The 23,177-nt window shown below is 73.3% G+C and carries 22 protein-coding genes, 7 tRNA genes and 1 pseudogene; 12 read left to right on the top strand and 18 right to left on the bottom strand.

The features are described from left to right. Position 1 precedes the first annotated feature (1 nt). Positions 2-1,246 (bottom strand): hypothetical protein, encoded by a 1,245-nt coding sequence (locus GLX30_RS29025; RefSeq protein WP_244258308.1) that lies wholly within the window; start codon positions 1,244-1,246, stop codon positions 2-4. Beyond that, complete coding sequence (locus GLX30_RS29020) at positions 1,246-1,833, bottom strand: DUF4365 domain-containing protein (protein WP_159693793.1); 588 nt, start codon at positions 1,831-1,833, stop codon at positions 1,246-1,248. The genes GLX30_RS29025 and GLX30_RS29020 overlap by 1 nt, the downstream gene beginning before the upstream one ends. A gap of 121 nt (positions 1,834-1,954) precedes the next feature. On the opposite strand from GLX30_RS29020, the gene GLX30_RS29015 reads away from it, so the two are divergent. Then, positions 1,955-2,680: a 3'-5' exonuclease gene (locus GLX30_RS29015; RefSeq protein WP_159693792.1), complete on the top strand. Its 726-nt coding sequence runs from the start codon at positions 1,955-1,957 to the stop codon at positions 2,678-2,680. A gap of 50 nt (positions 2,681-2,730) precedes the next feature. Here GLX30_RS29015 and GLX30_RS29010 read toward each other — a convergent pair. Both GLX30_RS29010 and GLX30_RS29005 read right to left on the bottom strand, forming a co-directional pair. After that, positions 2,731-2,802 (bottom strand) — tRNA-Val (locus tag GLX30_RS29010). Positions 2,803-2,841: 39 nt separating this feature from the next. Further along, positions 2,842-3,288 carry an SRPBCC family protein gene (locus GLX30_RS29005; RefSeq protein WP_159695307.1) on the bottom strand — a complete coding sequence of 149 codons (447 nt, stop codon included), beginning with the start codon at positions 3,286-3,288 and terminating at the stop codon, positions 2,842-2,844. A gap of 93 nt (positions 3,289-3,381) precedes the next feature. Here GLX30_RS29005 and GLX30_RS29000 point away from each other — a divergent pair, with 93 nt between their 5' ends. Continuing rightward, entirely contained in the window at positions 3,382-5,904 is a 2,523-nt protein-coding gene (locus GLX30_RS29000) for a hypothetical protein (protein WP_208545510.1), read from the top strand. A 60-nt stretch (positions 5,905-5,964) separates the two neighbouring features. Here GLX30_RS29000 and GLX30_RS28995 read toward each other — a convergent pair. Both GLX30_RS28995 and GLX30_RS28990 read right to left on the bottom strand, forming a co-directional pair. Next, positions 5,965-6,036: transfer RNA gene (locus GLX30_RS28995), tRNA-Val, on the bottom strand. 54 nt (positions 6,037-6,090) lie between these two features. After that, complete coding sequence (locus GLX30_RS28990) at positions 6,091-6,579, bottom strand: TIGR02611 family protein (RefSeq protein WP_159693790.1); 489 nt, start codon at positions 6,577-6,579, stop codon at positions 6,091-6,093. 190 nt (positions 6,580-6,769) lie between these two features. On the opposite strand from GLX30_RS28990, the gene GLX30_RS28985 reads away from it, so the two are divergent. Together GLX30_RS28985 and GLX30_RS28980 are read left to right on the top strand one after the other, a co-directional pair. After that, positions 6,770-7,183: an SsgA family sporulation/cell division regulator gene (locus GLX30_RS28985; protein WP_003959770.1), complete on the top strand. Its 414-nt coding sequence runs from the start codon at positions 6,770-6,772 to the stop codon at positions 7,181-7,183. Between the two features lie 201 nt (positions 7,184-7,384). Further along, positions 7,385-7,942, top strand: coding sequence for a CGNR zinc finger domain-containing protein (locus GLX30_RS28980; protein ID WP_005319709.1), 558 nt, complete (start codon positions 7,385-7,387; stop codon positions 7,940-7,942). A gap of 27 nt (positions 7,943-7,969) precedes the next feature. Here GLX30_RS28980 and GLX30_RS34460 read toward each other — a convergent pair whose 3' ends face one another. Beyond that, complete coding sequence (locus tag GLX30_RS34460) at positions 7,970-8,122, bottom strand: hypothetical protein (RefSeq protein WP_005319706.1); 153 nt, start codon at positions 8,120-8,122, stop codon at positions 7,970-7,972. Between the two features lie 196 nt (positions 8,123-8,318). Next, positions 8,319-8,777, bottom strand: a complete 459-nt coding sequence (locus GLX30_RS28975; RefSeq protein ID WP_159693788.1) for a hypothetical protein — start codon at positions 8,775-8,777, stop codon at positions 8,319-8,321. 175 nt (positions 8,778-8,952) lie between these two features. Between GLX30_RS28975 and GLX30_RS28970 the strand changes: the two genes are divergently transcribed. Further along, on the top strand, positions 8,953-9,465 hold the full coding sequence (locus GLX30_RS28970; RefSeq protein WP_208545509.1) for a DsbA family protein: 513 nt from the start codon (positions 8,953-8,955) through the stop codon (positions 9,463-9,465). 15 nt (positions 9,466-9,480) lie between these two features. On the opposite strand, the gene GLX30_RS28965 is transcribed toward GLX30_RS28970, so the two are convergent. The 3 genes from GLX30_RS28965 to GLX30_RS28955 all read right to left on the bottom strand — a co-directional run bounded on the left by GLX30_RS28965 (position 9,481) and on the right by GLX30_RS28955 (position 12,259). Next, a complete protein-coding gene (locus GLX30_RS28965; RefSeq protein ID WP_159693784.1) occupies positions 9,481-10,320 on the bottom strand; it encodes a GNAT family N-acetyltransferase in 840 nt (279 codons plus the stop codon). 62 nt (positions 10,321-10,382) lie between these two features. After that, positions 10,383-11,213: an aminodeoxychorismate lyase gene (locus GLX30_RS28960; protein WP_159693783.1), complete on the bottom strand. Its 831-nt coding sequence runs from the start codon at positions 11,211-11,213 to the stop codon at positions 10,383-10,385. After that, on the bottom strand, positions 11,210-12,259 hold the full coding sequence (locus tag GLX30_RS28955) for a chorismate-binding protein (protein ID WP_159693782.1): 1,050 nt from the start codon (positions 12,257-12,259) through the stop codon (positions 11,210-11,212). Before GLX30_RS28955 ends, GLX30_RS28960 begins: the two co-directional genes overlap by 4 nt. A 268-nt stretch (positions 12,260-12,527) precedes the next feature. Between GLX30_RS28955 and GLX30_RS28950 the strand changes: the two genes are divergently transcribed. The 5 genes from GLX30_RS28950 (at position 12,528) to GLX30_RS28930 (ending at position 13,030) form a co-directional block, all read left to right on the top strand. Then, positions 12,528-12,600: transfer RNA gene (locus GLX30_RS28950), tRNA-Gly, on the top strand. 39 nt (positions 12,601-12,639) lie between these two features. After that, a tRNA-Cys gene (locus GLX30_RS28945) sits at positions 12,640-12,713 on the top strand. A gap of 1 nt (position 12,714) precedes the next feature. Then, a tRNA-Val gene (locus tag GLX30_RS28940) sits at positions 12,715-12,786 on the top strand. Positions 12,787-12,806: 20 nt separating this feature from the next. Beyond that, positions 12,807-12,878: transfer RNA gene (locus GLX30_RS28935), tRNA-Val, on the top strand. A gap of 77 nt (positions 12,879-12,955) precedes the next feature. Further along, positions 12,956-13,030: transfer RNA gene (locus GLX30_RS28930), tRNA-Val, on the top strand. A gap of 151 nt (positions 13,031-13,181) precedes the next feature. On the opposite strand, the gene GLX30_RS28925 is transcribed toward GLX30_RS28930, so the two are convergent. Further along, positions 13,182-13,472: a zf-TFIIB domain-containing protein gene (locus GLX30_RS28925; protein ID WP_159693781.1), complete on the bottom strand. Its 291-nt coding sequence runs from the start codon at positions 13,470-13,472 to the stop codon at positions 13,182-13,184. A gap of 98 nt (positions 13,473-13,570) precedes the next feature. Then, positions 13,571-14,487 (bottom strand): annotated as a pseudogene (locus GLX30_RS28920) (phosphotransferase). Positions 14,488-14,496: 9 nt separating this feature from the next. Between GLX30_RS28920 and GLX30_RS34455 the strand changes: the two are divergent. Continuing rightward, entirely contained in the window at positions 14,497-14,637 is a 141-nt protein-coding gene (locus tag GLX30_RS34455; RefSeq protein ID WP_167306876.1) for a hypothetical protein, read from the top strand. Between the two features lie 291 nt (positions 14,638-14,928). On the opposite strand, the gene GLX30_RS28915 is transcribed toward GLX30_RS34455, so the two are convergent. Both GLX30_RS28915 and GLX30_RS35525 read right to left on the bottom strand, forming a co-directional pair. Further along, on the bottom strand, positions 14,929-15,135 hold the full coding sequence (locus GLX30_RS28915) for a hypothetical protein (protein ID WP_159693780.1): 207 nt from the start codon (positions 15,133-15,135) through the stop codon (positions 14,929-14,931). A 222-nt stretch (positions 15,136-15,357) separates the two neighbouring features. Next, on the bottom strand, positions 15,358-15,588 hold the full coding sequence (locus GLX30_RS35525; protein ID WP_159693779.1) for a hypothetical protein: 231 nt from the start codon (positions 15,586-15,588) through the stop codon (positions 15,358-15,360). 232 nt (positions 15,589-15,820) lie between these two features. Here GLX30_RS35525 and GLX30_RS28905 point away from each other — a divergent pair, with 232 nt between their 5' ends. Further along, on the top strand, positions 15,821-16,990 hold the full coding sequence (locus GLX30_RS28905; RefSeq protein WP_244258307.1) for a serine/threonine-protein kinase: 1,170 nt from the start codon (positions 15,821-15,823) through the stop codon (positions 16,988-16,990). A gap of 4 nt (positions 16,991-16,994) precedes the next feature. Here the strand turns inward: GLX30_RS28905 and GLX30_RS28900 are convergent, their stop codons facing one another. The 3 genes from GLX30_RS28900 to cobT all read right to left on the bottom strand — a co-directional run bounded on the left by GLX30_RS28900 (position 16,995) and on the right by cobT (position 23,058). After that, on the bottom strand, positions 16,995-17,813 hold the full coding sequence (locus tag GLX30_RS28900) for an RNA methyltransferase (protein ID WP_159693778.1): 819 nt from the start codon (positions 17,811-17,813) through the stop codon (positions 16,995-16,997). Between the two features lie 64 nt (positions 17,814-17,877). Continuing rightward, positions 17,878-19,110, bottom strand: a complete 1,233-nt coding sequence (gene cobA / locus GLX30_RS28895) for a uroporphyrinogen-III C-methyltransferase (RefSeq protein WP_159693777.1) — start codon at positions 19,108-19,110, stop codon at positions 17,878-17,880. A gap of 228 nt (positions 19,111-19,338) precedes the next feature. Further along, positions 19,339-23,058 (bottom strand): nicotinate-nucleotide--dimethylbenzimidazole phosphoribosyltransferase, encoded by a 3,720-nt coding sequence (gene cobT / locus GLX30_RS28890; RefSeq protein WP_159693776.1) that lies wholly within the window; start codon positions 23,056-23,058, stop codon positions 19,339-19,341. Positions 23,059-23,177 lie beyond the last annotated feature (119 nt).

Genomic DNA, 23,177 nt, shown 5'->3' with positions numbered 1-23,177 from the left:
GTTACGGCGGCGTCCCCTCGCCCTCCTGCCCGCCCGCCTCCTCGAAGAAGTCCGGATTCTCCTGGAGCGACTTCATCAGCCGGTCGCGCTCCGCCTCGTCGACCGGCACGGGCGCCACCCCTGACGCGTCGCTGAGCCGGCGGAAACCGCCCCGGCTCTCCAGCCGTCCCGCCACCCGGATCGGCAGTCCCACGAGGTGGGCCTCGCCGGCTGTGCGGTAGGCGTCCTCGTCGAGCGCCACGCGCACGTGCGGGACGTCGGCGCCGGCCAGCACCCGCAGCCGCACGGTGCCTGCGCCACGCGGTCCCGAGCGCCGCATCCGCACCACCGTGCCGGTGATCCTAACCGGCACGGACGGCTCGTCCTGGAGGTAACGGGCACCGGCAGCGCGCAGCACGGGCAGGTCGCCCGGGGAGAACTCGACCGGTTCCATGCGGGCGGCGCAGCCCTGCGGCACCCCGGCGGCCGGTGACCACTCGACGGCGACGCGGGCGCCTTCCGAGCCGCGCACGAGGGCGATGACCGCTTCGGTGAGTTCGCGGCTCACCCCGGCCCTCACCGCCGCGTCGAACGCCTCGGTGCCTCCCGTCGCCCGCTGGTAGTCGATGGCCTCCCTGGTGGCCTGCAGTGCGTGACCGAGGCGTACGGCCAGTGCCCGCCCGGAGTCGACGGGCACGAAGGCGGTCAGGGAACGGCCGCCCGGCGCCGGTCCGACGAGGACGCCGTCGAGCAGTGCCTGCGCCTGCCTGCGGTGGCGCCCGCCGTAATAGCCGGCGCGTTCGCGGGCGGCGAGCGCGCCGGCGAGCAGCATCTGCCGGGCGGCGGAGCGGAGCTGTTCCTGGACGGTCCATGAGGCGGTGCCCGGAGGGCCGCCCGCGGGGGTGTCGCGCCACCAGCGGATCTCGTCGCTGGGGACGGTGAGTCCGACGAGGACGTCCTTGGCGGAGGGCGCGGCGCTGCGGACGAGCGCGGTGATGGCCTCGCCGAGCAGATCCTCGCAGTCGGGGAAGGCCTTGCTCTCCGGTACGAGCAGGCTGGTGCCGCCGGTCAGATGTCCGGGCGGGGTCCAGCGTGTGTAGCGGCCCGCGGCGCCGCCGCGGCGGCGCCAGCCGTGCCGGTCCAGGAGCGCGCCGAGGACGACGGGGTCGACCTCCGCCGGATCGGGTTCCGCCGCCCCGCGCCAGGGGCCCGGGGGCTCCGTGGCGCTCGGGTGCGCACGCACATGGTCGTCGAAGGGCCGGTGCATCAGGGTCTCCCTCCCGCCCCGACGCGCGTCATGATCTCGCAGAGCGCCCGGTCGTCGAAGATCCGCGAGGTCGGGATGCGCACGGTGGTCCGGTGCCTGCCGGTCACCGCGTGGCCGGCCAGGTTGGTCCAGTAGCAGCAGTGCCTCAGGTCGAGCCGGTCGTGGCCGGCCCGCAGCCATTCCTCCTGGGTCCTCGGGACGAGCATCACGACCAGGATCTTGTGCACCGAGACGGGGGTGCGGGCCAGCTTCACCAGGTGGTCGTTGTCGAGGGTGAAGGAGAACGCGGGCCCCGGCGGGTGCGGTGGGATCTGGTAGGTGCACTTGAGCTGCACCTTGATGGTCACTTCGTCGTCGACCGTGTGCCCGGCCGAGCTGTGGCTGAGGTGCCAGTCGATTCCGTTGTCAGGGAACGGCTGGGAGAGCGAGCACCCCGCCGCGGCCGCGACGGCGTGCAGATAGCCCACCTGGAGCGTCTCCATGCAGGCGGTGGTGGCGAGTGCTCCGCGCAGCGGGGGCGTCCGCTGCTGGGGGCACCTCCCGCTTGCGGGGGACAGCCCTCCCGGCTCGGGCTGGGCGATCGCCATGGCAATTTCCTTCCCCGTCACCTGTGTTGTCACCGGCCTGCGTACGGTGCAAACAGCCCGGGTATCACCGATTCGGGCAGGGGTTGTCGCCATCTGCCGGGTACGTGCGAGGAGTTCGCGGATGACGCACTGGTATGACGGCCCCCTGGCCGCATTTGACACAGAGACAACCGGAGTGGACGTCGAGGAGGACCGCATCGTGTCCGCGGCGGTCGTGGTCCAGGATTCGCCCGGTGGGCGGCCGAGGATCACGCGCTGGCTGGTGAACCCGGGGGTGCCCGTGCCGCCGGGCGCCATCGAGGTGCACGGGCTCACCGACGACCACCTACAGCGCAACGGCCGTTGGCCCGCGCCGGTGATGGAGGAGATAGGCAGGTCGCTGGCCGAGCAGTGCGCGGCGGGCCGGCCGCTGGTGGTGATGAACGCGCCGTTCGATCTGACGCTGCTGGACCGGGAGTTGAGGCGGCATCGGGCGTCGTCGCTGAGCCGCTACCTGGACCGTTCACCGCTGTGCGTCCTGGATCCGCGGGTGCTGGACAAGCATTTGGACCGCTATCGCAAGGGGCGGCGGACGCTCACGGACCTGTGCGCGCAGTACGAGGTGGTGCTCGACGGGGCGCACGACGCGGCGGCCGACGCACTGGCGGCGCTGGAGGTCGTGCGGGCGGTGGGACGGCGTTTCAACGCCCGGCTGGAGCGGCTGTCGCCTGCGGAACTGCACACGCTCCAGGCGGTGTGGCACGCGGCTCAGGCACGCGGTCTCCAGGCGTGGTTCGCCCGCAGCGGTACACCGGAGACGGTCGATCCCGCGTGGCCACTGCGGCCGGGGCTGGCGGCCGCGGCCTGACGGTGGAACATGTGAGGCCGGTCCGTCGTCGACGGACCGGCCTCTCCCGGTGGGCGATACTGGGTTCGAACCAGTGACCTCTTCGGTGTGAACGAAGCGCTCTCCCACTGAGCTAATCGCCCGGGAACGGACTGAACAATACAGGGCACCGCGGGCTGGGTTCAAACTCCTTCCAGGTAGGCCTCCAGGCCACGCCTCCCGCTGCGCATCATGAACGCGTGATTGGCCCGGAACACCGGGCGGCACGGGATGGAGAGCCGTCTCATCAGGGGCCTTCGTACGACGACCTCCTGCTCGTACAGTGCGCGGGTGCCCCTGCCGCCGGCCCGCACGGTCCATCGCGACCAGCCGTCGAGGTCCCCCGTCATCCGCACCTCCAGCACCCCGCCCACCGGATCGCTGCGCTGTGTGCGGCCGGTGACGCGCAGGTCGTACGGAAGGAACGAGCGGAACCGGGCGGTGCCCACCCCTTCCTCGACCTCCGTCACCTCACGCACCTGTGGCCACCACCGGGGATAGTCCTCCACCCGTGACAGCGCCTCGTAGACGTCGCCGGGCGCGGCGGGCAGGTCCCAGACGCTGCGGAAGCGGTAGCGGCACCAGTCCATGGGGCCAGTCTGCGCCACCAGCCGCTCGGTACTCACCGGAAATTGAGTATCCGCACCCATGCCGCAGGCTGTGGCCGGGGCCACACTTCGGCCATGGACAACGTGCCACCACCGGCCGAGGAACTGGCGACACTCGACCGTGAGCTGCGCCAACTCGACGCGCGCCGCGCGCAGTTGCTGGCCCGCAGGGCCTGGCTGCTCGCCGTGCTGCGGCCCGCCGCCCCCTTCGCCGCGCCCGCCGCCCCGCCGTCCGCCGGTTTCGGCCGGCCCTTCGCGGCGCCCGCCGCGGCCGAGACGTCGCCGCCCGGCGTGCAGAACCTGCTGCTGACGCTGGGCGGGCTGCTGCTGGCGATCGCGGCGATCGCGTTCACCCTCGTCAGCTGGGGCGAGATGGGCATCGGCGGCCGTTCCGCGGTGCTCGGCGCCGTGACGGTCGCCGCCCTCGGCACGCCGGTGGTCCTGCTGCGCAGGGGTCTCTTCGCGACCGCCGAGTCCGTGGCCGTGCTGGGGCTGGTGCTGACGGTGCTCGACGCGTACGCCCTGCACCGGGTGGGGCTGCCGACGGCGGACGGGCTCGGATACTCGGCCCTGGCATCGGCGGCGCTCGCCACGCTGTGGTCGTCGTACGGCGTCGCGCTCCCCCGGCTGCGGACCCCGTTGCCGGCCGCAGTCGTGGCCGCGCAGCTTCCGCTGCCGCTCTGGGCGCTGACCGCTGACGCCGCCGCGCCGCCGATCGAGTGGGCGCTGCTGCTGACCGCCGCACTGGACGTCGCCGTCGTGCTGTGGACGCGGCCGGCCGCCGTGAAGGTGGTCGCCTGGACCGCGGCCGCGACGATGGGCGGCGGGGCGCTGCTGACCGGCGTGCTCCGGTCGCTGACGGCGGACGATGCCGCTGTTGCCGCCGGCCCGGCGGTGCTGCTGACCGTGGCGGCGGCCGTCGCCCTCTTCGCCGCGTGGCGCACCTCCGCCGCCTGGGTCTCCGCCGTCGCGGGCCTCGCCGTGGTGGCGGGCGTCGGCGGCGTGATCCGCGCCGCGGTGCCGGGCGGCTGGGCGGTGCCCGGGTACCTGCTGTGCGCGGTGGTTCTGCTGGGCGCCGTACGGACCCCGCTGCCACGGCGGCTGCTTCCCGGCCTTGCCGGCGCGGCGGCGGCGGTGCACGCGGCGGCGCTCCTCGTGGCGCTTCCGCTGACGGCGCTGGCGCTGGCGGGTCCGGCGACGACGCTGACCGACATCTGGTCCGGTGGGTCCGGCCTGCCGGACCTGGACGCCACGACGACGACCTTGCTCCCGGCCCCGCTGACGCTCCTGACCGTCGGGGCGGTCCTGGCGGCCGTGGCCCGCTACCGGGGCGACGCCCCGGACCAGGGCACGGACGCGGCCGGGCAGGGCACCCCCGTCCCGCCCGCTGCCGCCGGCCCCGGCACGCCTCCCGGTGCGGCGGCCTGGCTGCCCAGAACTCCGTGGTCCCCGGCGGCGGCCCGGCGCGCTCACGGCGATGGGACCCGGGCGGCCGCCCGGTGCGGCGCCGTCGCGGCCGCCTGGGCCGCCGTGGTCACGGTGCCGGTCGTGTTGGGCCTCGGTCACTCCGCGGCCGTCGCCTGGCAGCTGGTCGTCACCCTCGGGGTCCTCGCCCTCGCCACCGCCGTGCGGCTGAGGGACGTCTCGTTCACCGCACTGGCGTGCGGGCTCGGCGGTTCGGTGAGCGTGGCACTGCTGTCGCTCGCGACGCGGCCGGCGACCTTCGTCGTCCTCGGCGTGCTCGTCGGGGCCCTCGTCCTCGCGGCCCTGCGGACCAAGGGCCCGGTACAGGCACTGCTCGGCTGCGCCGCGACCTTCTACGCGGCCGTCCTCGCCGGAGCGGGCGCCGCGGCGTTCGGCCTCCCGGCGCACCGCGCCGCTCTGGTGCTGCTGGCCGTGCCGGCGCTCACCGCGGTGCTCGGCGCCGTGCTGCGCCGCCACCCCGCCGCACTGCCGGTGGAGATCACCGGCGCGGCTACCGGCCTGGTCGCGCTGCCGCTCGCGGCGGACCACGCGCCGACGCTGGCCCTGGTCCTGGCCCTCTGCGGCGTCGTCGCCGCCGGCACGGCCGTGCGGGAGGAGCGACGCCCGGTGGCGGGCTACCTGGGCGCGGTGTGCTTCGTGGCGGCCACCTGGGTACGGCTGGCGGCCTCCGACGTGACGTCCCCGGAGGCGTACACCCTGCCCGTCACCGCCTCGGCGCTGGCCCTCGGGGTGCTGCGCCGCCGGAAGGACCCGCAGGCGTCGTCCTGGACGGCGTACGGCCCGGGCCTGGCCGCGACCCTGGTGCCGAGCCTTGTCGCCGCCTGGGGCGACGAGCACTGGCTGCGCCCGCTGCTGCTGGGGCTCGCGGCCCTGGCGGTGACCCTGGCCGGTGCCCGGCTCAAGCTGCAGGCGCTGCTCGTCCTCGGCGGAGCGGTGCTTGCCCTGGACGCGCTGCACGAGCTCGCCCCGTACGTGGCGCAGGTCGTCGGAGCGCTGCCCCGCTGGCTGCCGCCCGCGCTCGCCGGCCTGCTGCTGCTCGCGGTGGGCGCGACGTACGAGCAGCGGCTCCGGGACGCCCGCAGGCTGCGGGAGAGCCTGGGCCGCATGCGGTGACGGCAGGGGAAACGACGGATGCCCCGGAGACCGTCAAGTCTCCGGGGCATCCGTGCCGGGTGGGCGATACTGGGTTCGAACCAGTGACCTCTTCGGTGTGAACGAAGCGCTCTCCCACTGAGCTAATCGCCCGGGCGCACGGCAAACATTACCCCATGTCAGCCGGTGCCCCGGACCACTTGGCGGTCACTCGTCGATGTTCCACGGCAGGGCGAGCCCGAACTTCCAGAGATAGATACCGCAGAGCGCCGCGACGATGACGAGACCGACCGTCGTGAGGATGATGTTGCGCCGCCGGACCTTCGGGTCGAGTGCCCGCTGGGCCGCCTCCGTGACCTTGCGCTTGGTCCAGCGCAGCACGAGCTGGGCCCAGACGAACTCGGTCGCCCAGATCGCCATGCCACCGAAGATCACGACCCAGCCGGGTCCGGGCAGCACCAGCATGGACACACCGGCGCCGACGACGGCCAGGCCGACGATGAAGACGCCGACCTGCCAGCTCACGTGCAGTGTTCTGGATCGCTTGATGAAGTGCGGCGCCCTCGAGCCGAGCGCCGGTTCCTCCTTCGCGGGATCCGGGAGCGGCTGCGCCGCACCGTCCGTCACGTCCCCCGTGGCGGGGTCGGCCGTCGTCGCCGCGACGACCTCGTCCCGCTCGTCACTCTGCGCGTTCATGAATCCAAACCTACCGGATTGAACTCCGTCACCGGAATGGCCGTATAACGCAAAGTAATGCACCGCCGTACGAGCGACCTGAAGGATCCCAAAACGGTCAGAGGGGTTTACAACGGCACCGTAGGTGGCATGTCGATTTCGCCGACGTGCGAATCCCCGAGCGCACACTGAGCGAAAGGCCCTGGCGCTTATGAACACCACGGTCAGCTGCGAGCTGCACCTGCGCCTCGTTGTATCGAGCGAGTCCTCACTGCCTGTACCCGCGGGCCTGCGGTATGACACGGCCGATCCCTATGCCGTGCACGCCACCTTCCACACCGGAGCCGAAGAGACGGTCGAATGGGTCTTCGCCCGCGACCTTCTCGCCGAGGGCCTGCACCGGCCCACCGGCACGGGCGACGTACGGGTCTGGCCCTCACGCAGCCATGGCCAGGGCGTCGTCTGCATCGCGCTGAGCTCCCCGGAGGGCGAAGCCCTGCTGGAGGCCCCGGCGCGGGCCCTGGAATCGTTCCTCAAGCGGACGGACGCAGCGGTGCCGCCAGGCACCGAGCACCGGCACTTCGATCTCGACACGGAGCTGTCGCACATTCTGGCCGAGAGCTGAGCCCGGTCCGGCCGGCGGAAAACCGCACGGCGCTGTCCGTCTCGGGGAGACGGCGCCGCGCGGACAACCTCATACGGAACACACCGACGCCGTCGTCGCGGAATCCACCGCGGCGACGGCGCCGGTGCGCTCTCGGCACGAACCGCTAGAGTCAGCGCAATTCGGCGGGCACCGGCCCGCATCCGGCCAGGGAGCGAATTCGTGCTGATCCCCCACGACACCCGTATCGCCCTCGACACCGTCGTCGATCTGGTGAACACCGCACCGGAGAGCGGGCAGGACGACAGGCTGACGGACGTCGCGGCGCTGTACGACTTCGTACGCGGCCACAAGGTCAGCGGAGTGGGGGAGCTGACCCAGCGGGACATCAAGGCCGTGCAGGCGATCCGGACGCTGTTCGCCCAGGTGTTCGCCGCGCCGGACAGCAGGACGGCCGCGGAGGTCATCAACCGCCTGGTGGCGGCGGCGGGCACGACCCCGCAGCTGACGGACCACGACGGTTATGACTGGCATGTGCACTACTTCGCACCGGGCGCGTCGGTCGCCGACCATCTCGCGGCCGACTGCGGGATGGCGCTGGCGTTCATCGTCGTCGCGGGCGAGCAGGAACGGCTGCGGCGCTGTGAGGCGCCGGACTGCGGGCGCGCGTTCGTGGACCTGTCGCGCAACCGGTCGCGCCGCTACTGCGACAGCCGCACATGCGGCAACCGACTGCATGTCGCCGCCTACCGGGCGCGCCGCAAGGAGGCCGCGGGCTGAGTGGACCGTCGTGTCCCGCCGCGTATCTCACAGCCAGAAGAGGTCGTGCACAGCGGCCATCAGCAGCAGGACGCCGATCACCCCGAGGAAGATCATCAGGGGCGGCTGGGAGAGCGCGAAAAGACATCCGCGCGGCTCCTGGGTCGGTACGGGGGCCTGGCCCCGCGAGGTATCGAGCATCTCGGGGTGATCATGGCGTAGCCCGGGCGGGGATGATCGACCAACACGCCCTGCGGCAAAGGTGGTTCATCACATCCCGTGGCCCGCTTCCGTCGCCCGCGAACGGGCCCCGGCGCGCGGCGTCGGCCGCGGAAGGCGATGAGAACGGCTGCCCCGGCCAGGGTCGGCCCGAGGGCGGTCGGAGGCCGTGCTTCCGTCAGATGCCGTGTTTCTTGAGGATCGCCTCGATGTCGCTGAAGTCGTCGTCCGCGCCGGACGCCTTCGGTTTGGCCGGCGCGGCGGACGTGGCCGGGTCGGCCGCCGGTGCGGACCGGCCGAGCGAAGGCCGGGAGGCGGCCGGTTCGGCGGCCTCGCGGCGGGCGGCCGCGGCGGCTGCCCTGCGCTCCTTGCGGGTGCCGCCCTTCCGGCGCTCCAGCGCCCTGGTCGTCAGGAAGAGCAGCCAGGCGGCGCCGAGGAGGCCGAAGCCGACCCAGGCGGTCAGGCTGAACGCCGTGCCGACCGCCCACTCGACCGCCCCGGTGAGGACGAGGCCGAGCGGCAGCAGCGAGTAGGCCGCGATACGCGCCGCGGACAGGAAACGCCTGCGGTACGCCGTGATCGCGGCGATGCCCAGGCCCGCCGCGGACACCGCGGAACAAATGGTCTCGGCAAGCATCCGGTCCTCCAGGCGTTGGCGGCTTGAGCGGTTCGTCCCCTCCATCCTGCACCGCCCCGGCCGTTCCGGGCCACGGTGCGAGGCGGGCGTGCGCGAATCTGGGGGAGATCTCCGGGACGCTCTCCTCCCCAGGTCCCGGTTGGGGCGAGCAACGCCGGGCTGGGAGACTGGCCGCATGAGTGACTCCCCGACCGGCTCCCCCGCCGTCCTCGACGTGTGGTGCGAGCTCCAGTGCACCGACTGCCGCACCGCGCTGGAGGACCTGCGGGCCCTTCGCGACCGCTACGGTGACCGGCTCGAGCTGCGGCTGCGGCACTTCCCCCTCGACAAGCACAAGCACGCGTTCGCCGCCGCGCAGGCCGCCGAGGAGGCCGCGGCACAGGGCAAGGCCTGGCCGTACGCGGAGGCCGTGCTGGCGCGCGCCGAGGAGCTGGCGGCCAAGGGTGAGCCGTTCCTCCTGGAAGTCGCCGGCGAACTGGGCCTGGACGAGGAGGAGTTCGACACCGCGCTGATCGACGGCCGGCACATCCTGATCGTCGACGCCGACCAGGCCGAAGGCAAGGCGATCGACGTGACCGGTACGCCCACGTACGTCATCGGCGGCGAGCGGCTCGACGGCGGCAAGAGCCAGGAAGGGCTGCGGGCGCGTATCGAGGAGATCGCCGACCGGCTCCTGGCCGGGGAGTGACCCGGCCGGGCCCCGTCACAGGAGCCGCTTGACGAAGTTGCGGTGGGTGGTGCGGTAGCCGAGGGACTCGTAGAGCGCGAGCGCGGGACGATTGCCCTCGAAGACGTGCAGGGCGATCAGCGGCCGGCCGGCCTCGCCCGCGATCCGCTCCGCGAGCAGCATCAGGGCCCTTCCGTGGCCCCTGCCCCGGAAGGCCTCCGCCACCTCGACGTCGAAGACGTACGCACCGTCCTCGCCGGGGCGCACCTCGCACTCCGAGACCCAGACGTGCCCCACGGCGGTGCCCTCGGCGAGCAGGTTGTGGACGTGGACGCCGGGGGTCGCGCGGCCCTCGGGGAGCAGGCGGGCGTGGACGGCCTCGGAGCGGGCGAGTGCTTCGTCCTCCGGCACCCCGCGCGCGACCCAGTCCTGGGCGAAGTGGCGTACGGCGTGCGACAGCCAGCGGCCGAACTCGTCCTCGTCCATCGGGCGGCTCTCGACGCCTTCGGGAAGCGCCGGCAGCGGCTGGGACGTCTCCTTGATCATGTTGCGGCCGCGTTCGGTGTAGCCGAGCGCCGTGACCAGGCGCAGGGCCGGGCCGGCGTCGGCCGGGACGGCCACACGGACCTCGGTGCAGTCCCAGCCGCGCAGCACTTCCTCCGCGGCGAGGGCCGCGACGGTGCCGCGGCCCCGTCTGCGGTCGGCCTCGTCGATGTGCAGCGACCTCATGGAGCCGACCGGACGGCCGCCGCCGGTGTCCGTGGCGAGCTCGACCGTCCCGACGGGCCGGCCGTTGACGCAGACGTCGTAGCCGCGGGAGGCACCGCCGTCGGCGTCGTACTGGATCGGCCCCGTGGGCCGCAGGGTTGTGGTCATCGAGGTGTTTCTACCTGCCCCGCGACCCTGCGACACCAGGTTTTCCCCGGCTCCCGGGCCGGTTACAGGGACCTCGGGTCGGGGTCGGCCGCCGCGCGCTCCTCGAAGACGCGCATCGCCTTCGTCGTCACGGGCCCCGGGGCGGCGCTGACGTCGCGGCCGTCGACGCGTGCGACCGACTGGACGTCGCGGAGCGTGGAGGTCAGGAAGATCTCCTCCGCGCTGTCGAGGACGTCCATGGGCAGGTCAGTCTCCTTGGCACCCGTCCACTCGACGGTCAGGGCGCGGGTGATGCCCGCCAGGCAGCCGGAGGAGACGGGCGGGGTGTGCAGCTCACCGTCGAGGACGACGAAGACGTTCGAGCCGGTGCCTTCGCAGAGCCGTCCGACGGTGTTCGCGAACAGGGCCTCGGAGGCGCCCTGCTGGTGAGCCCTGGCGAGCGCGATGACGTTCTCGGCGTACGAGGTGGTCTTCAGCCCGGTCAGCGCGCCGCGTTCGTTGCGGGTCCAGGGGACGGTGATCACCGATGTGGTGTCGGGGCGACGGGTGGTCGAGCCGAGCGCGACGACCAGCGTCGGACCGTCGGTCCCCCGGTCGGAGCCGAGCGGCGACAGTCCGCCGGTGTAGGTGATGCGCAGCCGGCCGAGCGCCATCGGGTTCGCGGTGAGTACGGCGGCGCAGGCGTGCCGGACCTCGTCGAGATCGGGTTCCGGCAGCCCCAGGCCGTCGGCGGAGCGGGCCAGCCGTTCCAGGTGGCGGGTGAGCGCGAAGGGCTGACCGTGGACCGCCTTGACGGTCTCGAAGACACCGTCGCCGACGGTCATTCCGTGGTCGAGCACGGACACCCGGGCGTCCTCGATCTCCGAGAGCGCGCCGTTGACCCAAACCTTCATCGAGCTGTCCTTCCGATTGCCGCGTACGCGCCCGACGCTACCGCCAGCAGTCGCGATGCCTTCAGTTCCGTCTCCGCCCATTCCCGTTCCGGGTCGGAGCCCCAGGTGATACCGGCGCCTGTGCCGAACCGCAGGACGTTCGCCTCGCGGTCGATCCAGAAGGTCCGTATGCCGACGGCGAGCTGCGCGGTGCGCCGGTCGGCGTCGACCCAGCCGACACCGCCGCAGTACGGGCCGCGCGGGGCGGTCTCCAGCGCGTCGATGATCTTCAGCGCGCTGGACTTGGGGGCGCCTGTGACCGAGCCCGGCGGGAAGGTCGCCGCGAGCAGCTCGCCCCAGCCCGCTCCGGGGGCGAGCTCTCCGCGGACGGTGGAGACCAGGTGCACGAGGCCGGGGTGCGGCTCGACCGCGCAGAGCGCGGGCACGGTGACGCTGCCGGTGGTGCAGACCCGGCCCAGATCGTTGCGGACCAGGTCCACGATCATCACGTTCTCCGCGTGGTCCTTCTCGAGGAGATCGTCCGCCGTCCTGCCCGTGCCCTTGATGGGGCCGGACTCGACGGTGCCTCCGTCGCGGCTCAGATACAGCTCGGGGGACGCGGTCGCGATCGCCACGCCGTGCGCGGGCAGGCGGATCGTTCCTGCGTACGGCGCCGGGTTGCCCCGCGCCAGCAGCGCGGTCAGCTCGTCGACATCGGCCGCGGCCGGGTCGGGCAGCGGCGCCGACAGGACCCGGCACAAATTGGCCTGATAGACCTCGCCGGCCGCGATGTGCTCGCGGATGCGCCGCACACCGGCGGTGTAGGCGGCCCGGTCCAGGGACGACGTCCACTCCTCCGCGGCCGGCCCCCGCCAGCGGCCCGGGACGGGTTCGGGAACCGGCTCACTGCGGACATCGCCGAAGCGGGCACAGGTCAGACCGCCCTCGAAGTCGGCGGCGACGGCCCAGAAGCCGGTGGAGTCGAGGGCCGCGGGGTCGCTTGTGACGTCCCGGAGGTCGGTGGCGACGAGGGGGCCGAAGCGGGCCAGCGGAGCGAGGTCGTGCACGTCTGTGAGTGTATGACCGGCGGGGACGGGGTGCGGATGGCCCGGCCCGCGGGCCGTCCGGCGAGCCGCCGGAGGGGTGGGGGTGAGCTGCCCGAGGGGTGGCGGTGAGCTGCCACTGAGCCGTCGGTGAGCCACCGGTGCGCCGCCGGTGAGCTGCTGCGACGTGAACACACGGCGGCAAGCTGCACAAACGCGTTTTTGTACTGGCCCAGGAATCCGCTAGAGTTCAACACGTCGCCGGGACGCGCAAGCGGAACGGAAACGACAAGCGGACGTGGCTCAGTTGGTAGAGCATCACCTTGCCAAGGTGAGGGTCGCGAGTTCGAATCTCGTCGTCCGCTCGAGAAAGTGGGGGATCTTCCCGAACCCCCTGCACTCCGGGTGGAGTGGCCGAGAGGCGAGGCAACGGCCTGCAAAGCCGTCTACACGGGTTCAAATCCCGTCTCCACCTCCAAGGACGATTAGCTCAGCGGGAGAGCGCTTCCCTGACACGGAAGAGGTCACTGGTTCAATCCCAGTATCGTCCACTGGATCCGCGAGGGTCCGAGCGCGATTAGCTCAGCGGGAGAGCGCTTCCCTGACACGGAAGAGGTCACTGGTTCAATCCCAGTATCGCGCACGCAGTACGCAGTGATCGGCAGCACTCGATGAGTGATGCCGATCGGTAGTACGTAGTGCAGTAACGCAGATCACCCCGCGCGATTAGCTCAGCGGGAGAGCGCTTCCCTGACACGGAAGAGGTCACTGGTTCAATCCCAGTATCGCGCACCATCACCCGGAGCCCCTGGCCGTCTCGACGGCCGGGGGCTTCGTCGTGCGCCCCGCGGGGGGCGCGGCGGGGCCGGCAGCGGCGGGCCGGGCCAAGGGCCCGGCCCGCCGCACCCGCCGGCAATCCGTGAGTGGCGCTCAGGCGCTCAGGCGCTCAGGAAGAGAACAGCATCCGGCCGAAGCTCCGCTGACGGTGATGCCCGTGGTGACCACCATGGTGCGGCGCGCCCCACGCCGGAGCCGGGGGCGCGGCCGGGTAGGCCTGCGGGGCGTGCGGGGCCGGCGGCACGGGCGGGGCCTGCTGGGTCCACTGCGACTCCAGCCGGGTCAGCGACTCCAGCTCGCCGTAGTCGAGAAATATGCCCCGGCAGCCGCTGCACTGCTCGATCTGAACACCATTGCGGTTGTACGTGTGCATCGCTGCATGGCACTTGGGACACTGCATCGTCTGGTCAGCTCCTCGCCGTTCGGTCGACGTCGCCCGGATGCATGCCCGGCGACGATGACTTCACCCTACGACGGAGCATCGAACTCCAACTCGGGTCACAGTGTCCCGATTCGGGTACAGGCGTCCAGCACCGCCCGCTCGACCTCGTCCGCTCGGCGCCCCTCCGCTGCCGACTTCGCCAGAGCGAGCGCCGCGGTCTGCACGGTCAGCGCCCGCGCGGGCACATCCAGTTGGGGCCACGGATCACCGACGGTAGGAACGGCACTGCCCTCCGCGGCGGTGTAGGCGCCGAGGAACCGCTGCCAGATCTCCGGCGGCAGCAGCCCGGTCGCGAACCAGGCAGCGGGGCGGGCCAGGTCCCAGGCCGGGTCGCCCAGCCCCATGTCGTCCACGTCGATCAGCAACCACGGGCCGTCCGGGGCGGGGTGGCGCACCAGCTGGCCGAGGTGCAGGTCGCCGTGGCACACCGCGTCCCGGCGCGGGGACGGCGCCTCGCCCCGCGCCCAGGCCGGCAGGCGCTCCCAGGCGCGTCGTACGTCCGGCGCGGCCGGGTGGTCCGGTGCCGCCGCCTCCATGCGGGCCACGGCGGCGGCGGCCTTGGCGGGGCCGCGCATCGGTGGGAGCAGGGCCGTGCCGGGGCCGGTTGCGGTGCCGGCGCTGGTTCCCGTTGCGGTGCGGGTGCCGGTGGCGGTGGCGGTGCCTTTGGCTGGGGCGGCTGGGGTGGCGCTGCCCGGGCGTGTGCCCGACAGTTGGGCCGGCGTGACGCGGTGAAGACGCGCCAGCAGGACCGCCGCCTCCTCCCAGGGCGCGGCGTCCGGGTCCGCGGGATCCACGGGGACGCCGTAGGGCCAGGTCGTAACCGGGCGGGAGTCGTTCGGGAGCGGGCCCGCCCCGTGCGGTGGCCGGCCGCGAGAGGAGGCAGCAGGATCCCCGCCAGCGCGGGGTGGGCCGCCAGGGCGACCCGTACCTCGTGCGCCGCCCGGTCGGTGCCGGGAGCGTGGGCCTTCGCCACGGCCGCGCCGTGGCGCACGACGATGCCGTCGGGGCGGTCGGCGAGCGTCTGCGGCTCGGCGTCGTGGGCGCCGCAGGCGGGGCAGGAGCCGCGTGGTGTGGCCAGGTGAGCGGCGTCGCGGGCGACGGTGGCGAGGGCGCGTACGACTGAGGCGGTCACGGGTGGAGCGTATCGAGCGCGTGGCATCTCGGGCGCGGCCCGGTGCGTTGCGTGACGTCCCCGGCCGGGCGCGGGCCCGGTGCGTTTCGCCCCTGCGGGGCGTGGCTGAAGGCACACCGGGTAGCGGGACGGCCGGGCGCCGCAGTGGTGCTGGTATGCGCGATGGCCGGTCAGCTCCCCAGCTGACCGGCCGATCGCTGCCGTCCGCCGCACCCCCGTCCCCACGGGGTTGTTGGCCGGATGTCCCCGGCCCGGACCGCTCTTCCGGGCCCGGGGCGCCGTTCAGCGCCCCAGCATCACGCCTACGGACGACGCCTGTGTGACCACTGCGTCCCAGCCGCCGAAGACGACCACCAGCAGTGCCGCGAGGGGAAGGACCATGGCCGTCGCCACCAAGGGGTGGCGCGTGCCGGACTGGCGGCCGCCGAACGCGGCGGATGCCTTGCGTCCCTGCGTGCGGATCAGTGTCCGCGTTGCCGTGTCCGCCATGGTCCTTCTCCTGTCGTGGTTGGCAGCGGCGGGTGTCTGACCTCGGGGGACGAGTGCTGCACCCGCCGCTTGACATCAACATTAGGGAAACCGAGGGCCCGGGACGTCATGCCCTCGTACCGATTACCGGGCCTCCCCGAGGATGAGCCGTCACCCCCCGGCGTACTCCCCTGGGTGGAGACGAGGGGCGGGGAGTTGGGGTCTTCCCGGAGGGGTCGTGCGTCACTCCACTGGGTCGGCCCGCGGCACGGGCTGCTCCACCAGGGCAAGCACCCGAGTGGCCATGAATCGGGCCGTCCGGACGACGGACCCGGAACGGGTGACTTCGCTCACTTCGACCACCCCTCTGCGCACCGCCGTTTCCACCCTGCGGCCCGCCCGGCTTGCCACCACTTCATACGTACGGGTCGTGTCTCCCGCGTCCACGACTATCTCCACGCGGTCACCCTTCATCGATCCAATCCCCCTTCTGCGACTGACCGTTGAGATCACGCACGGGTCAGGGAGGATGGATCCGCCCTCCGCTGACCACTGGTCAATTCTCCCACCTGGCACTGACAAACGATCCGGACGGGAGGGCGCGGCCTATGAGCGCACCGGCGCGGGGGTACGTAAGCTGTGCCACGTCAAAAGCGGACGACCGGGCAGCGGGGTGGGGCCTCCCCACCGTAGGTAGGGGACGGACATGGCGATGATGCGGCTCCGGCGCGAGGACCCGCGTGTCGTCGGCTCGTTCAGGTTGCACAGGCGGCTGGGCGCGGGCGGTATGGGCGTCGTCTACCTGGGGTCCGACCGCAGAGGGCAGCGCGTCGCGCTGAAAGTGATCAGGCCCGACCTCGCCGAGGACCAGGAGTTCCGTTCGCGTTTCGCGCGCGAGGTGTCGGCGGCGCGGCGTATCCGCGGCGGCTGCACGGCCCGGCTGGTCGCGGCGGACCTGGAGGCGGACCGGCCGTGGTTCGCCACCCAGTACGTGCCGGGGCCGTCGCTGCACGACAAGGTGGTCGAGGAGGGGCCGCTGCGGGCCGCCGACGTGGCCGCGGTGGGCGCCGCGCTCTCCGAGGGGCTGGTGGCGGTCCATGAGGCCGGTGTGGTGCACCGTGACCTGAAGCCGTCCAACATTCTGCTGTCGCCCAAGGGGCCGCGGATCATCGACTTCGGTATCGCCTGGGCCACCGGTGCGAGCACCCTGACGCATGTGGGCACGGCCGTGGGGTCGCCCGGTTTCCTCGCGCCCGAGCAGGTGCGGGGTGCGGCGGTGACGCCGGCGACCGACGTGTTCGCGCTGGGTGCGACTCTCGCGTACGCGGCGATGGGCGACTCGCCCTTCGGGCACGGCAGTTCCGAGGTGATGCTGTACCGGGTGGTGCACGAGGAGCCGCAGCTGCACGGGGTCCACGACGCGCTGGCGCCGCTGGTCTCCGCGTGTCTCGCGAAGGACCCGGAGGAGCGGCCGAGCACGCTGCAACTGTCCATGCGGCTCAAGGAGATCGCTGCCAGGGAGGCCCAGGGGCTGCACGACGCCCGGCCGCCCGTGCAGCGGGAGCGGGCCGAGCTCAACCGGCCGACGGCGCGCTATCCGGAGCGTACGGACCGTACCGAGCGCATGGAGCGGCGTACGGGCGGGTCGTCGGCGCCCAGGCCGCAGACGCCGTCCCGTACCGGTGGCGGGTCCCGGCCCCAGCAGCCGCGCGGCACCGCCCGTACGAACGGCCGGCCCGGCACCAGGCCCGGGGTGCGGACCACGTCGACGGGCCGGCGGCCCGCCAACCCGCGGCTGCTGCGTCAGCGGATCACCGTCTTCTTCGTGGTGACGCTGATCGTGGCGCTGGGCATCGCGGCCGCCCAGAAGCTGTGACGGGTCAGGCTCCCGGGCGGCCGGTGGCTACCGCATAGAAGGCGACCGCGGCCGCCGCGCCCACGTTGAGCGAGTCGACGCCGTGGGCCATGGGGATACGCACCCACTCGTCGGCGGCCATGAGGGCCTTGGTGGACAGCCCGTCCCCTTCGGCGCCGAGCATCAGCGCCACCCGCTCCAGCCGGTGCGGGGCCGCCTCGTCGATCGAGGTGGCCTTCTCGTCGGGGGTCAGGGCGAGCAGGCGGAAGCCCGCTTCGCGGACCGCTTCGAGGCCCTTCGGCCAGGCGTCGAGGCGTGCGTACGGCACGGAGAAGACCGCTCCCATGGAGACCTTCACGGAACGGCGGTAGAGCGGGTCGGCACAGTCCGGTGAGAGCAGCACGGCGTCCATGCCGAGGGCGGCCGCACTGCGGAAGATGGCGCCGATGTTGGTGTGGTCGTTGACGGACTCCATGACGACCACCCGGCGGGCCGTGCCGAGCAGTTCGGCCGCGTCCGGCAGCGGCTTGCGCTGCATGGAGGCGAGCGCGCCGCGGTGGACGTGGTAGCCGGTGACGCGTTCGGCGAGGGCCGGGTCGACCGCGTAGACGGGCGCGGGGACCTCGTCGATGACGTCGCGCATCACGTCGATCCATTTGGCGGAGAGCAGCATGGAGCGCATCTCGTAGCCGGTCTGTCTCGCGCGGCGGATGACCTTCTCGCCCTCCGCGATGAACAGGCCCTCTTCCGGTTCGCGGCGGCGGCGCAGTTCGACGTCGGTCAGGCCCGTGTAGTCCCGCAGGCGGGGGTCGTCGGGGTCGTCGATGGTGATGAGATCGGCCACAGGGTGATACTGCCTTCTTGGATGTGCGGTGCCAACGGTTCCCGCAAGGTCGGGTTACCGGTGGTTACTTGCGCGGGCCGACGGCGACGACGTCCCCGATGACGATGACGGCCGGGGGACGCACGTCCTCGGCCCTGACGGTCTCGGCGACGGTGGCGAGGGTGGCGTCCACCCGGCGCTGGGCAGCGGTCGTGCCCTCCTGGACGAGGGCGAGCGGCGTCTCGGGGGACTTGCCGTGCGCGATGAGGGCCTCGGCGATGGCGCCGATCTTGTCGACACCCATGAGGATCACCAGCGTGCCGCGCAGACGGGCAAGGGACTTCCAGTCGACGAGCGAACGCGGGTCGTCGGGCGCCACATGGCCGCTGACGACGGTGAACTCGTGGGCGACCCCCCGATGGGTCACCGGGATGCCGGCGGCGGAGGGGACGGAGATGGAGCTGGAGATGCCGGGCACGACCGTGTACGGGATGCCGGCTTCTGCGAGCGCCTGCGCCTCCTCCATGCCGCGGCCGAAGACGTACGGGTCGCCGCCCTTGAGCCGGACGACGGCCTTGCCGGCCTTCGCGTGCTCGACGAGCGCGTTGTTGATGGCCTCCTGGGCCATGAACCGCCCGTACGGGATCTTGGCGGCGTCGATGACCTCCACGTGCGGCGGGAGTTCGTCGAGGAGGTCGCGCGGGCCGAGCCGGTCGGCGATGACGACGTCCGCCTCTGCGAGCAGCCGGCGGCCGCGGACGGTGATCAGGTCCGGGTCGCCGGGGCCGCCGCCGACGAGGGCGACGAACGGGGCGCGGCTGCGGTGGTGGGGCGCGGCGAGGGTGCCGTCGCGCAGGCCCTCGACGATCGCGTCGCGCACCGCGGCCGAGCGTCGCGGGTCGCGGCCGGTGAGGACGGCGACGGTCACACCGTCGCTGCGGCCCGTCGCCGGGGTCCAGGCGGTGGCGGCTTCGGCGTCGTCGCTGCGGACGCACCACGTCCTGGTGCGCTCGGCCTCCGCGGAGGCGCGGGCGTTGGCGTCGGCGTCGCTGGTGGCCACCAGGGCGTACCAGGCGTCGGCGATGTCACCGTCCTCGTAGCGGCGGCGGGTCCAGGTGATCTCGCCGGACTCTGCCATGGCCTCGACGGACGGCGTCGCGGAAGGGGAGATCAGGGTGACATCGGCACCGGCCGCGACCAGGGCGGGGAGCCTTCGCTGGGCGACCTGCCCACCGCCGATGACGACGACGCGGCGCCCGGCGAGTCGGAGGCCGACGGGGTAGGCGGGGTGCTCGGCGTGCGGGACGTGCTCGGCCATGGCGGTGCGGCTCCTCGGGCGATGCGGTGCGGGAGTGAGGCCGCTGCGACGGTGAAGCGGCTGGTGGGAACGGGTGAGGGTCCTGGCGAACACGATACGGCCCCGGCGCGGCGGCGGGCCCGGACCGTTGCGGAACGGTTGCCTCCGGCGCCTGCGCCCCCGCGCGTCCGGTCCGCTGCGGGCCGGATGCGCGGACCGGATGCGCGGGCCGGACGCACCGGGCCCGGACTACTTCTCCGTGACGCCTGCAGAGTCGAACGTCGCCACCTCGTGCATCGCGCGGGCGGCGCTCTGGACCACCGGGAGCGCCAGCAGGGCGCCGGTGCCCTCGCCGAGGCGGAGGTCCAGGTCGACCAGGGGGCGCAGACCCAGCTTGTTGAGCGCCGCCACATGGCCGGGCTCCGCACTGCGGTGGCCCGCGATGCAGGCAGCCAGCGCTTCCGGTGCGACGGCGCGGGCGACCAGGGCCGCCGCGCCTGTGCTGACGCCGTCGAGGATGACCGGGGTCCGCAGGGAGGCGCCGCCGAGGATCAGTCCGACGAGCGCGCAGTGCTCGAGGCCGCCGACGGCAGCCAGGACGCCGATCGGGTCCGCCGGGTCGGGCTGGTGGAGCTCGAGGGCACGGCGGACGACGTCGACCTTGCGGGCGTGCATCTCGTCGTTGATGCCGGTGCCGCGCCCGGTGATCTCCGACGGGTCGGCGCCCGTGTAGACGGAGATGAGGGCCGCGGACGCGGTGGTGTTGGCGATGCCCATCTCACCGGTCAGCAGCGCCTTGTTGCCGGCGGCCACCAGGTCGCGGGCGGTCTCGATGCCGACCTCGATCGCGGAGAGGACATCCTCGCGGGTCAGGGCGGGACCGGTGGTGAAGTCGGCGGTGCCGGGCCGCACCTTGCGCGGCAGCAGACCGGGGGTGGCCGGCAGGTCGGAGGCCACGCCGACGTCGATGACGCAGACCTCGGCGCCGACCTGGTTCGCGAAGGCGTTGCAGACCGCCCCGCCGCCGAGGAAGTTGGCCACCATCTGGCCCGTGACCTCCTGCGGCCAGGCGGTGACGCCCTGGGCGTGCACCCCGTGGTCGCCGGCGAAGATGGCGACGGCCGCGGGCTCGGGGATCGGCGGCGGGCACATCCGGGAGAGGCCGGAGAGCTGCGCGGAGATGATCTCCAGCATGCCCAGTGCACCGGAGGGCTTCGTCATCCGCTTCTGGCGTTCCCAGGCCTCGCCGAGCGCCTTGGCGTCGAGCGGGCGGATGTTGGTGACGGTCTCCTGGAGCAGGTCGTGCGGCTCCTCCCCGGGCAGCGCACGGCGTCCGTACGTCTCCTCGTGCACGACCCAGGACAGGGGGCGGCGCTTGGACCAGCCCGCCTGCATCAGCTCGGGCTCCTCCGGGAACTCGTCGACGTACCCCACGCAGAGGTAGGCGACGACCTCGAGGTGCTCGGGCAGACCGAGCGTGCGCACCATCTCGCGCTCGTCGAAGAAGGAGACCCAGCCCACGCCGAGGCCCTCTGCGCGGGCCGCGAGCCACAGGTTCTCCACGGCCAGGGCGGACGAGTAGGGCGCCATCTGCGGCTGGGTGTGCCGGCCGAGGGTGTGGCGGCCGCCGCGGGTGGGGTCGGCGGTGACGACGATGTTCACCGGGGTGTCGAGGATGGCCTCGATCTTCAGTTCCTTGAACTGCTTGGCCCGGCCCTTGGGCAGCGACTTGGCGTACGCCTCACGCTGACGCTGCGCCAGTTCGTGCATGGTGCGGCGGGTCTCCGCGGAGCGGATGACGACGAAGTCCCAGGGCTGGGAGTGGCCGACGCTGGGCGCGGTGTGCGCCGCTTCGAGGACCCGGAGGAGGACCTCGTGCGGGATGGGGTCGCTGCGGAAGCCGTTGCGGATGTCGCGGCGTTCGCGCATCACGCGCAGGACGGCTTCACGTTCGGCGTCGTCGTAACCCGGGGCGGGGGCCGACGCGGCGGGCTGCGGCTCGGGCGACCCGCCCTCCTCGGGCGCGCCCGCTCCGGCCGGGGCGGCGTCGTCCGCGACGGACTGCGCCGACGGGGCAGCGTCCACCGGGGCGGGGCTCACGTCGTCCTGCGGCGCTTCCTCCTGCGGGACGTCGGTCCGAGGGGCCTGGGCCTGCGGACCTTGCTCCTGCGGAGTTTGCTCCTGCGGGACGTCGGCCTGAGGGGCTTGGGTCGGAAGGGCTTCGGTCGGAAGGGCTTCGACCTGAGGGGCCTCGGTCGGAAGAGCTTCGTCCTGAGGGGCTTCGGCGGCCGGTGCGGTGGCGGCTTCCTCGGCCGGGGCGGCCGGGACGGCCGGGGCGGGGCCGTCGCCGGTCTCCGGTGCCTCGACCGGCACCGTCGCGGCCTCCGCGGACGGGACACCCGTCTCGGCCGGCACCGCTTGCACGGCGGCTTCGGCGGGCTCGACCGCCTCGGGCGCGACGGCCACCTGCTCGGGCTCGGACACGACTGCGGGCGCCGGGGCCTGCGGGGCCTCGGGAGCCACGGCCTGCTCCTGCTCGGCGACCGCGGGCTCGATCGCCGGCTCGACGGCAAGCTGCTCGGCGACCGGCTCCGTCACGGCTTCCTGCACGGCGGCCTCGAACGCGGCGGGCTCGGCGGACCCGGGTGCGGGCTCCTGCACGACGGCCTGGTTCGCGACCTCGGCCTCGGCCTGCTGCTGCGGCTCGGCGGGCTCGGGCGCCACGGCCTGCTCCGCCTCCGCGGCGGGCTGTTGCTCGAAGTCGCCGGTCCGGGGCGCGGGCACGGTGGCTTCCACGTCGGCCGGTCCGGTCGCCGCGTCCGACGGGACGACCGTTTCTGCGGGGGCCGCCGGCGCGGCGACGGGCGTCTGGTGCTGCTGCGGCTGCGGGTCCCACGGGGCCCCGGCCTGCGGAGGGATCTCACCGAGCTGCGGTCCGGGCAGCTCGGCGGCGGGCTCACGCGGCACGTCGAGGTACTCCACGCCGGTGGCGGCGGACTGGGCCGCAGCCGAGCGGACGACCATCGGGTGCGGCGGCGTACCGGCCGGGCCGCGATCGGCGAGCGAACGGACCACGCCGCTCGACTGGTCGGGCACGGGCGGACCCATGTGGAGCGGCCTGCGTGCGGGCGTCGGCATGGCCGAGGTGGCGGCGGCCGGAGTCCGTACGGCGCCGAGGTCCACGGCCCCGGAATCACGGCCGCCCGCCTCGTGGGCACCGCTCTCCTGCGCCGCGGGGGCCTGTTCCTGCTGTGCGGCCGGCGCCTCCTGCGTGACCGGGGCCGCATGGGCGGCGGCGGAGACCGGCTCGCCCGCGACGGCCTCGGCGTCCGCCGGAGCCACGCCGGGGACGACGGACATGGTGCCCTGCACCTGCGCCAAAGGCTCCTGCGCGGCAACCGCCTGGGCCTGCTGGGGGTCGTGGGGCTGGAAACCCTGTTCCTGCGGCTCCGCCGAGCGGACCTCGTGGAACTGCGGCTCCTGCGGCAGGGCGGCGTCGGCCGCCTGGGCCGCCGGGGTCACGTCGACGAACGCCGGCGCCGGTGCTGCGGCATTCTGCACCGCCGGCTCCTCCGCGTACGCCGTACCGGCCGGGGCGGGCGCGGCCTGCTCGACCTGGTGCACGGCCGGGGCGGCCGCGTAGTCCTGTGCCGGGTAACCGGCGGCGGCGTAGTCCACCTGGTACTCGCCGCTGTGGTGCTGCGTCGCCGCGTCGTGGTGCGTCGTCACCGGTGCGGGCGCGCCCGCGTACTGGTCGGCGACGGGCGCCGCCTGGGCTGCGGGCGCGGGCTGATGCGAATCGCTCCACGCCCCCTGCGCGCCGGGCATCAGCAGGAGGTCGTCCTCTTCCGGGCTGTTCTCGGAGGGTTCGAGGAAGGTGTACGTGCCGGGAGCGGGGACGCCCGGCTGCTCCACCATGCCTGCGTCCTCCGGCAGCCCCTCGCCCGGGATCTGGCCGGTGTCAGTCATGCGCGTACCCCTCGCCCATCGGTTGCTCCTTCGCCCTTCGCCCGGGGCGTCCGACAGCGGCACACCTGACGCCCTTGAACAAGAACGAGCGTGTGCGCCGCGCGGCACGATCGACCCAC

It is taken from the genome of Streptomyces sp. Tu 2975 (assembly GCF_009832925.1).
GTDB lineage: Bacteria > Actinomycetota > Actinomycetes > Streptomycetales > Streptomycetaceae > Streptomyces.
Note: the sequence above shows the minus strand (reverse complement) of the source record. Positions and strands in the feature narration are given on the sequence as shown.

Bases quoted from the DNA above. Each gene is read 5' to 3' on its own strand.
- GLX30_RS28990 (WP_159693790.1), bottom strand. From the start codon at position 6,579: ATGAACGCGCAGAGTGACGAGCGGGACGAGGTCGTCGCGGCGACGACG.
- GLX30_RS29005 (WP_159695307.1), bottom strand. From the start codon at position 3,288: ATGGACTGGTGCCGCTACCGCTTCCGCAGCGTCTGGGACCTGCCCGCC.
- GLX30_RS35525 (WP_159693779.1), bottom strand. From the start codon at position 15,588: ATGAAGGGTGACCGCGTGGAGATAGTCGTGGACGCGGGAGACACGACC.
- GLX30_RS29015 (WP_159693792.1), top strand. From the start codon at position 1,955: ATGACGCACTGGTATGACGGCCCCCTGGCCGCATTTGACACAGAGACA.
- GLX30_RS28905 (WP_244258307.1), top strand. From the start codon at position 15,821: ATGGCGATGATGCGGCTCCGGCGCGAGGACCCGCGTGTCGTCGGCTCG.
- GLX30_RS34460 (WP_005319706.1), bottom strand. From the start codon at position 8,122: ATGCTCGATACCTCGCGGGGCCAGGCCCCCGTACCGACCCAGGAGCCG.
- GLX30_RS29000 (WP_208545510.1), top strand. From the start codon at position 3,382: ATGGACAACGTGCCACCACCGGCCGAGGAACTGGCGACACTCGACCGT.
- GLX30_RS28960 (WP_159693783.1), bottom strand. From the start codon at position 11,213: ATGAAGGTTTGGGTCAACGGCGCGCTCTCGGAGATCGAGGACGCCCGG.
- GLX30_RS28985 (WP_003959770.1), top strand. From the start codon at position 6,770: ATGAACACCACGGTCAGCTGCGAGCTGCACCTGCGCCTCGTTGTATCG.
- GLX30_RS28925 (WP_159693781.1), bottom strand. From the start codon at position 13,472: ATGCAGTGTCCCAAGTGCCATGCAGCGATGCACACGTACAACCGCAAT.
- GLX30_RS28970 (WP_208545509.1), top strand. From the start codon at position 8,953: ATGAGTGACTCCCCGACCGGCTCCCCCGCCGTCCTCGACGTGTGGTGC.
- GLX30_RS28965 (WP_159693784.1), bottom strand. From the start codon at position 10,320: ATGACCACAACCCTGCGGCCCACGGGGCCGATCCAGTACGACGCCGAC.
- GLX30_RS29025 (WP_244258308.1), bottom strand. From the start codon at position 1,246: ATGCACCGGCCCTTCGACGACCATGTGCGTGCGCACCCGAGCGCCACG.
- cobA (WP_159693777.1), bottom strand. From the start codon at position 19,110: ATGGCCGAGCACGTCCCGCACGCCGAGCACCCCGCCTACCCCGTCGGC.
- GLX30_RS28915 (WP_159693780.1), bottom strand. From the start codon at position 15,135: ATGGCGGACACGGCAACGCGGACACTGATCCGCACGCAGGGACGCAAG.
- cobT (WP_159693776.1), bottom strand. From the start codon at position 23,058: ATGACTGACACCGGCCAGATCCCGGGCGAGGGGCTGCCGGAGGACGCA.
- GLX30_RS28975 (WP_159693788.1), bottom strand. From the start codon at position 8,777: ATGCTTGCCGAGACCATTTGTTCCGCGGTGTCCGCGGCGGGCCTGGGC.
- GLX30_RS29020 (WP_159693793.1), bottom strand. From the start codon at position 1,833: ATGGCGATCGCCCAGCCCGAGCCGGGAGGGCTGTCCCCCGCAAGCGGG.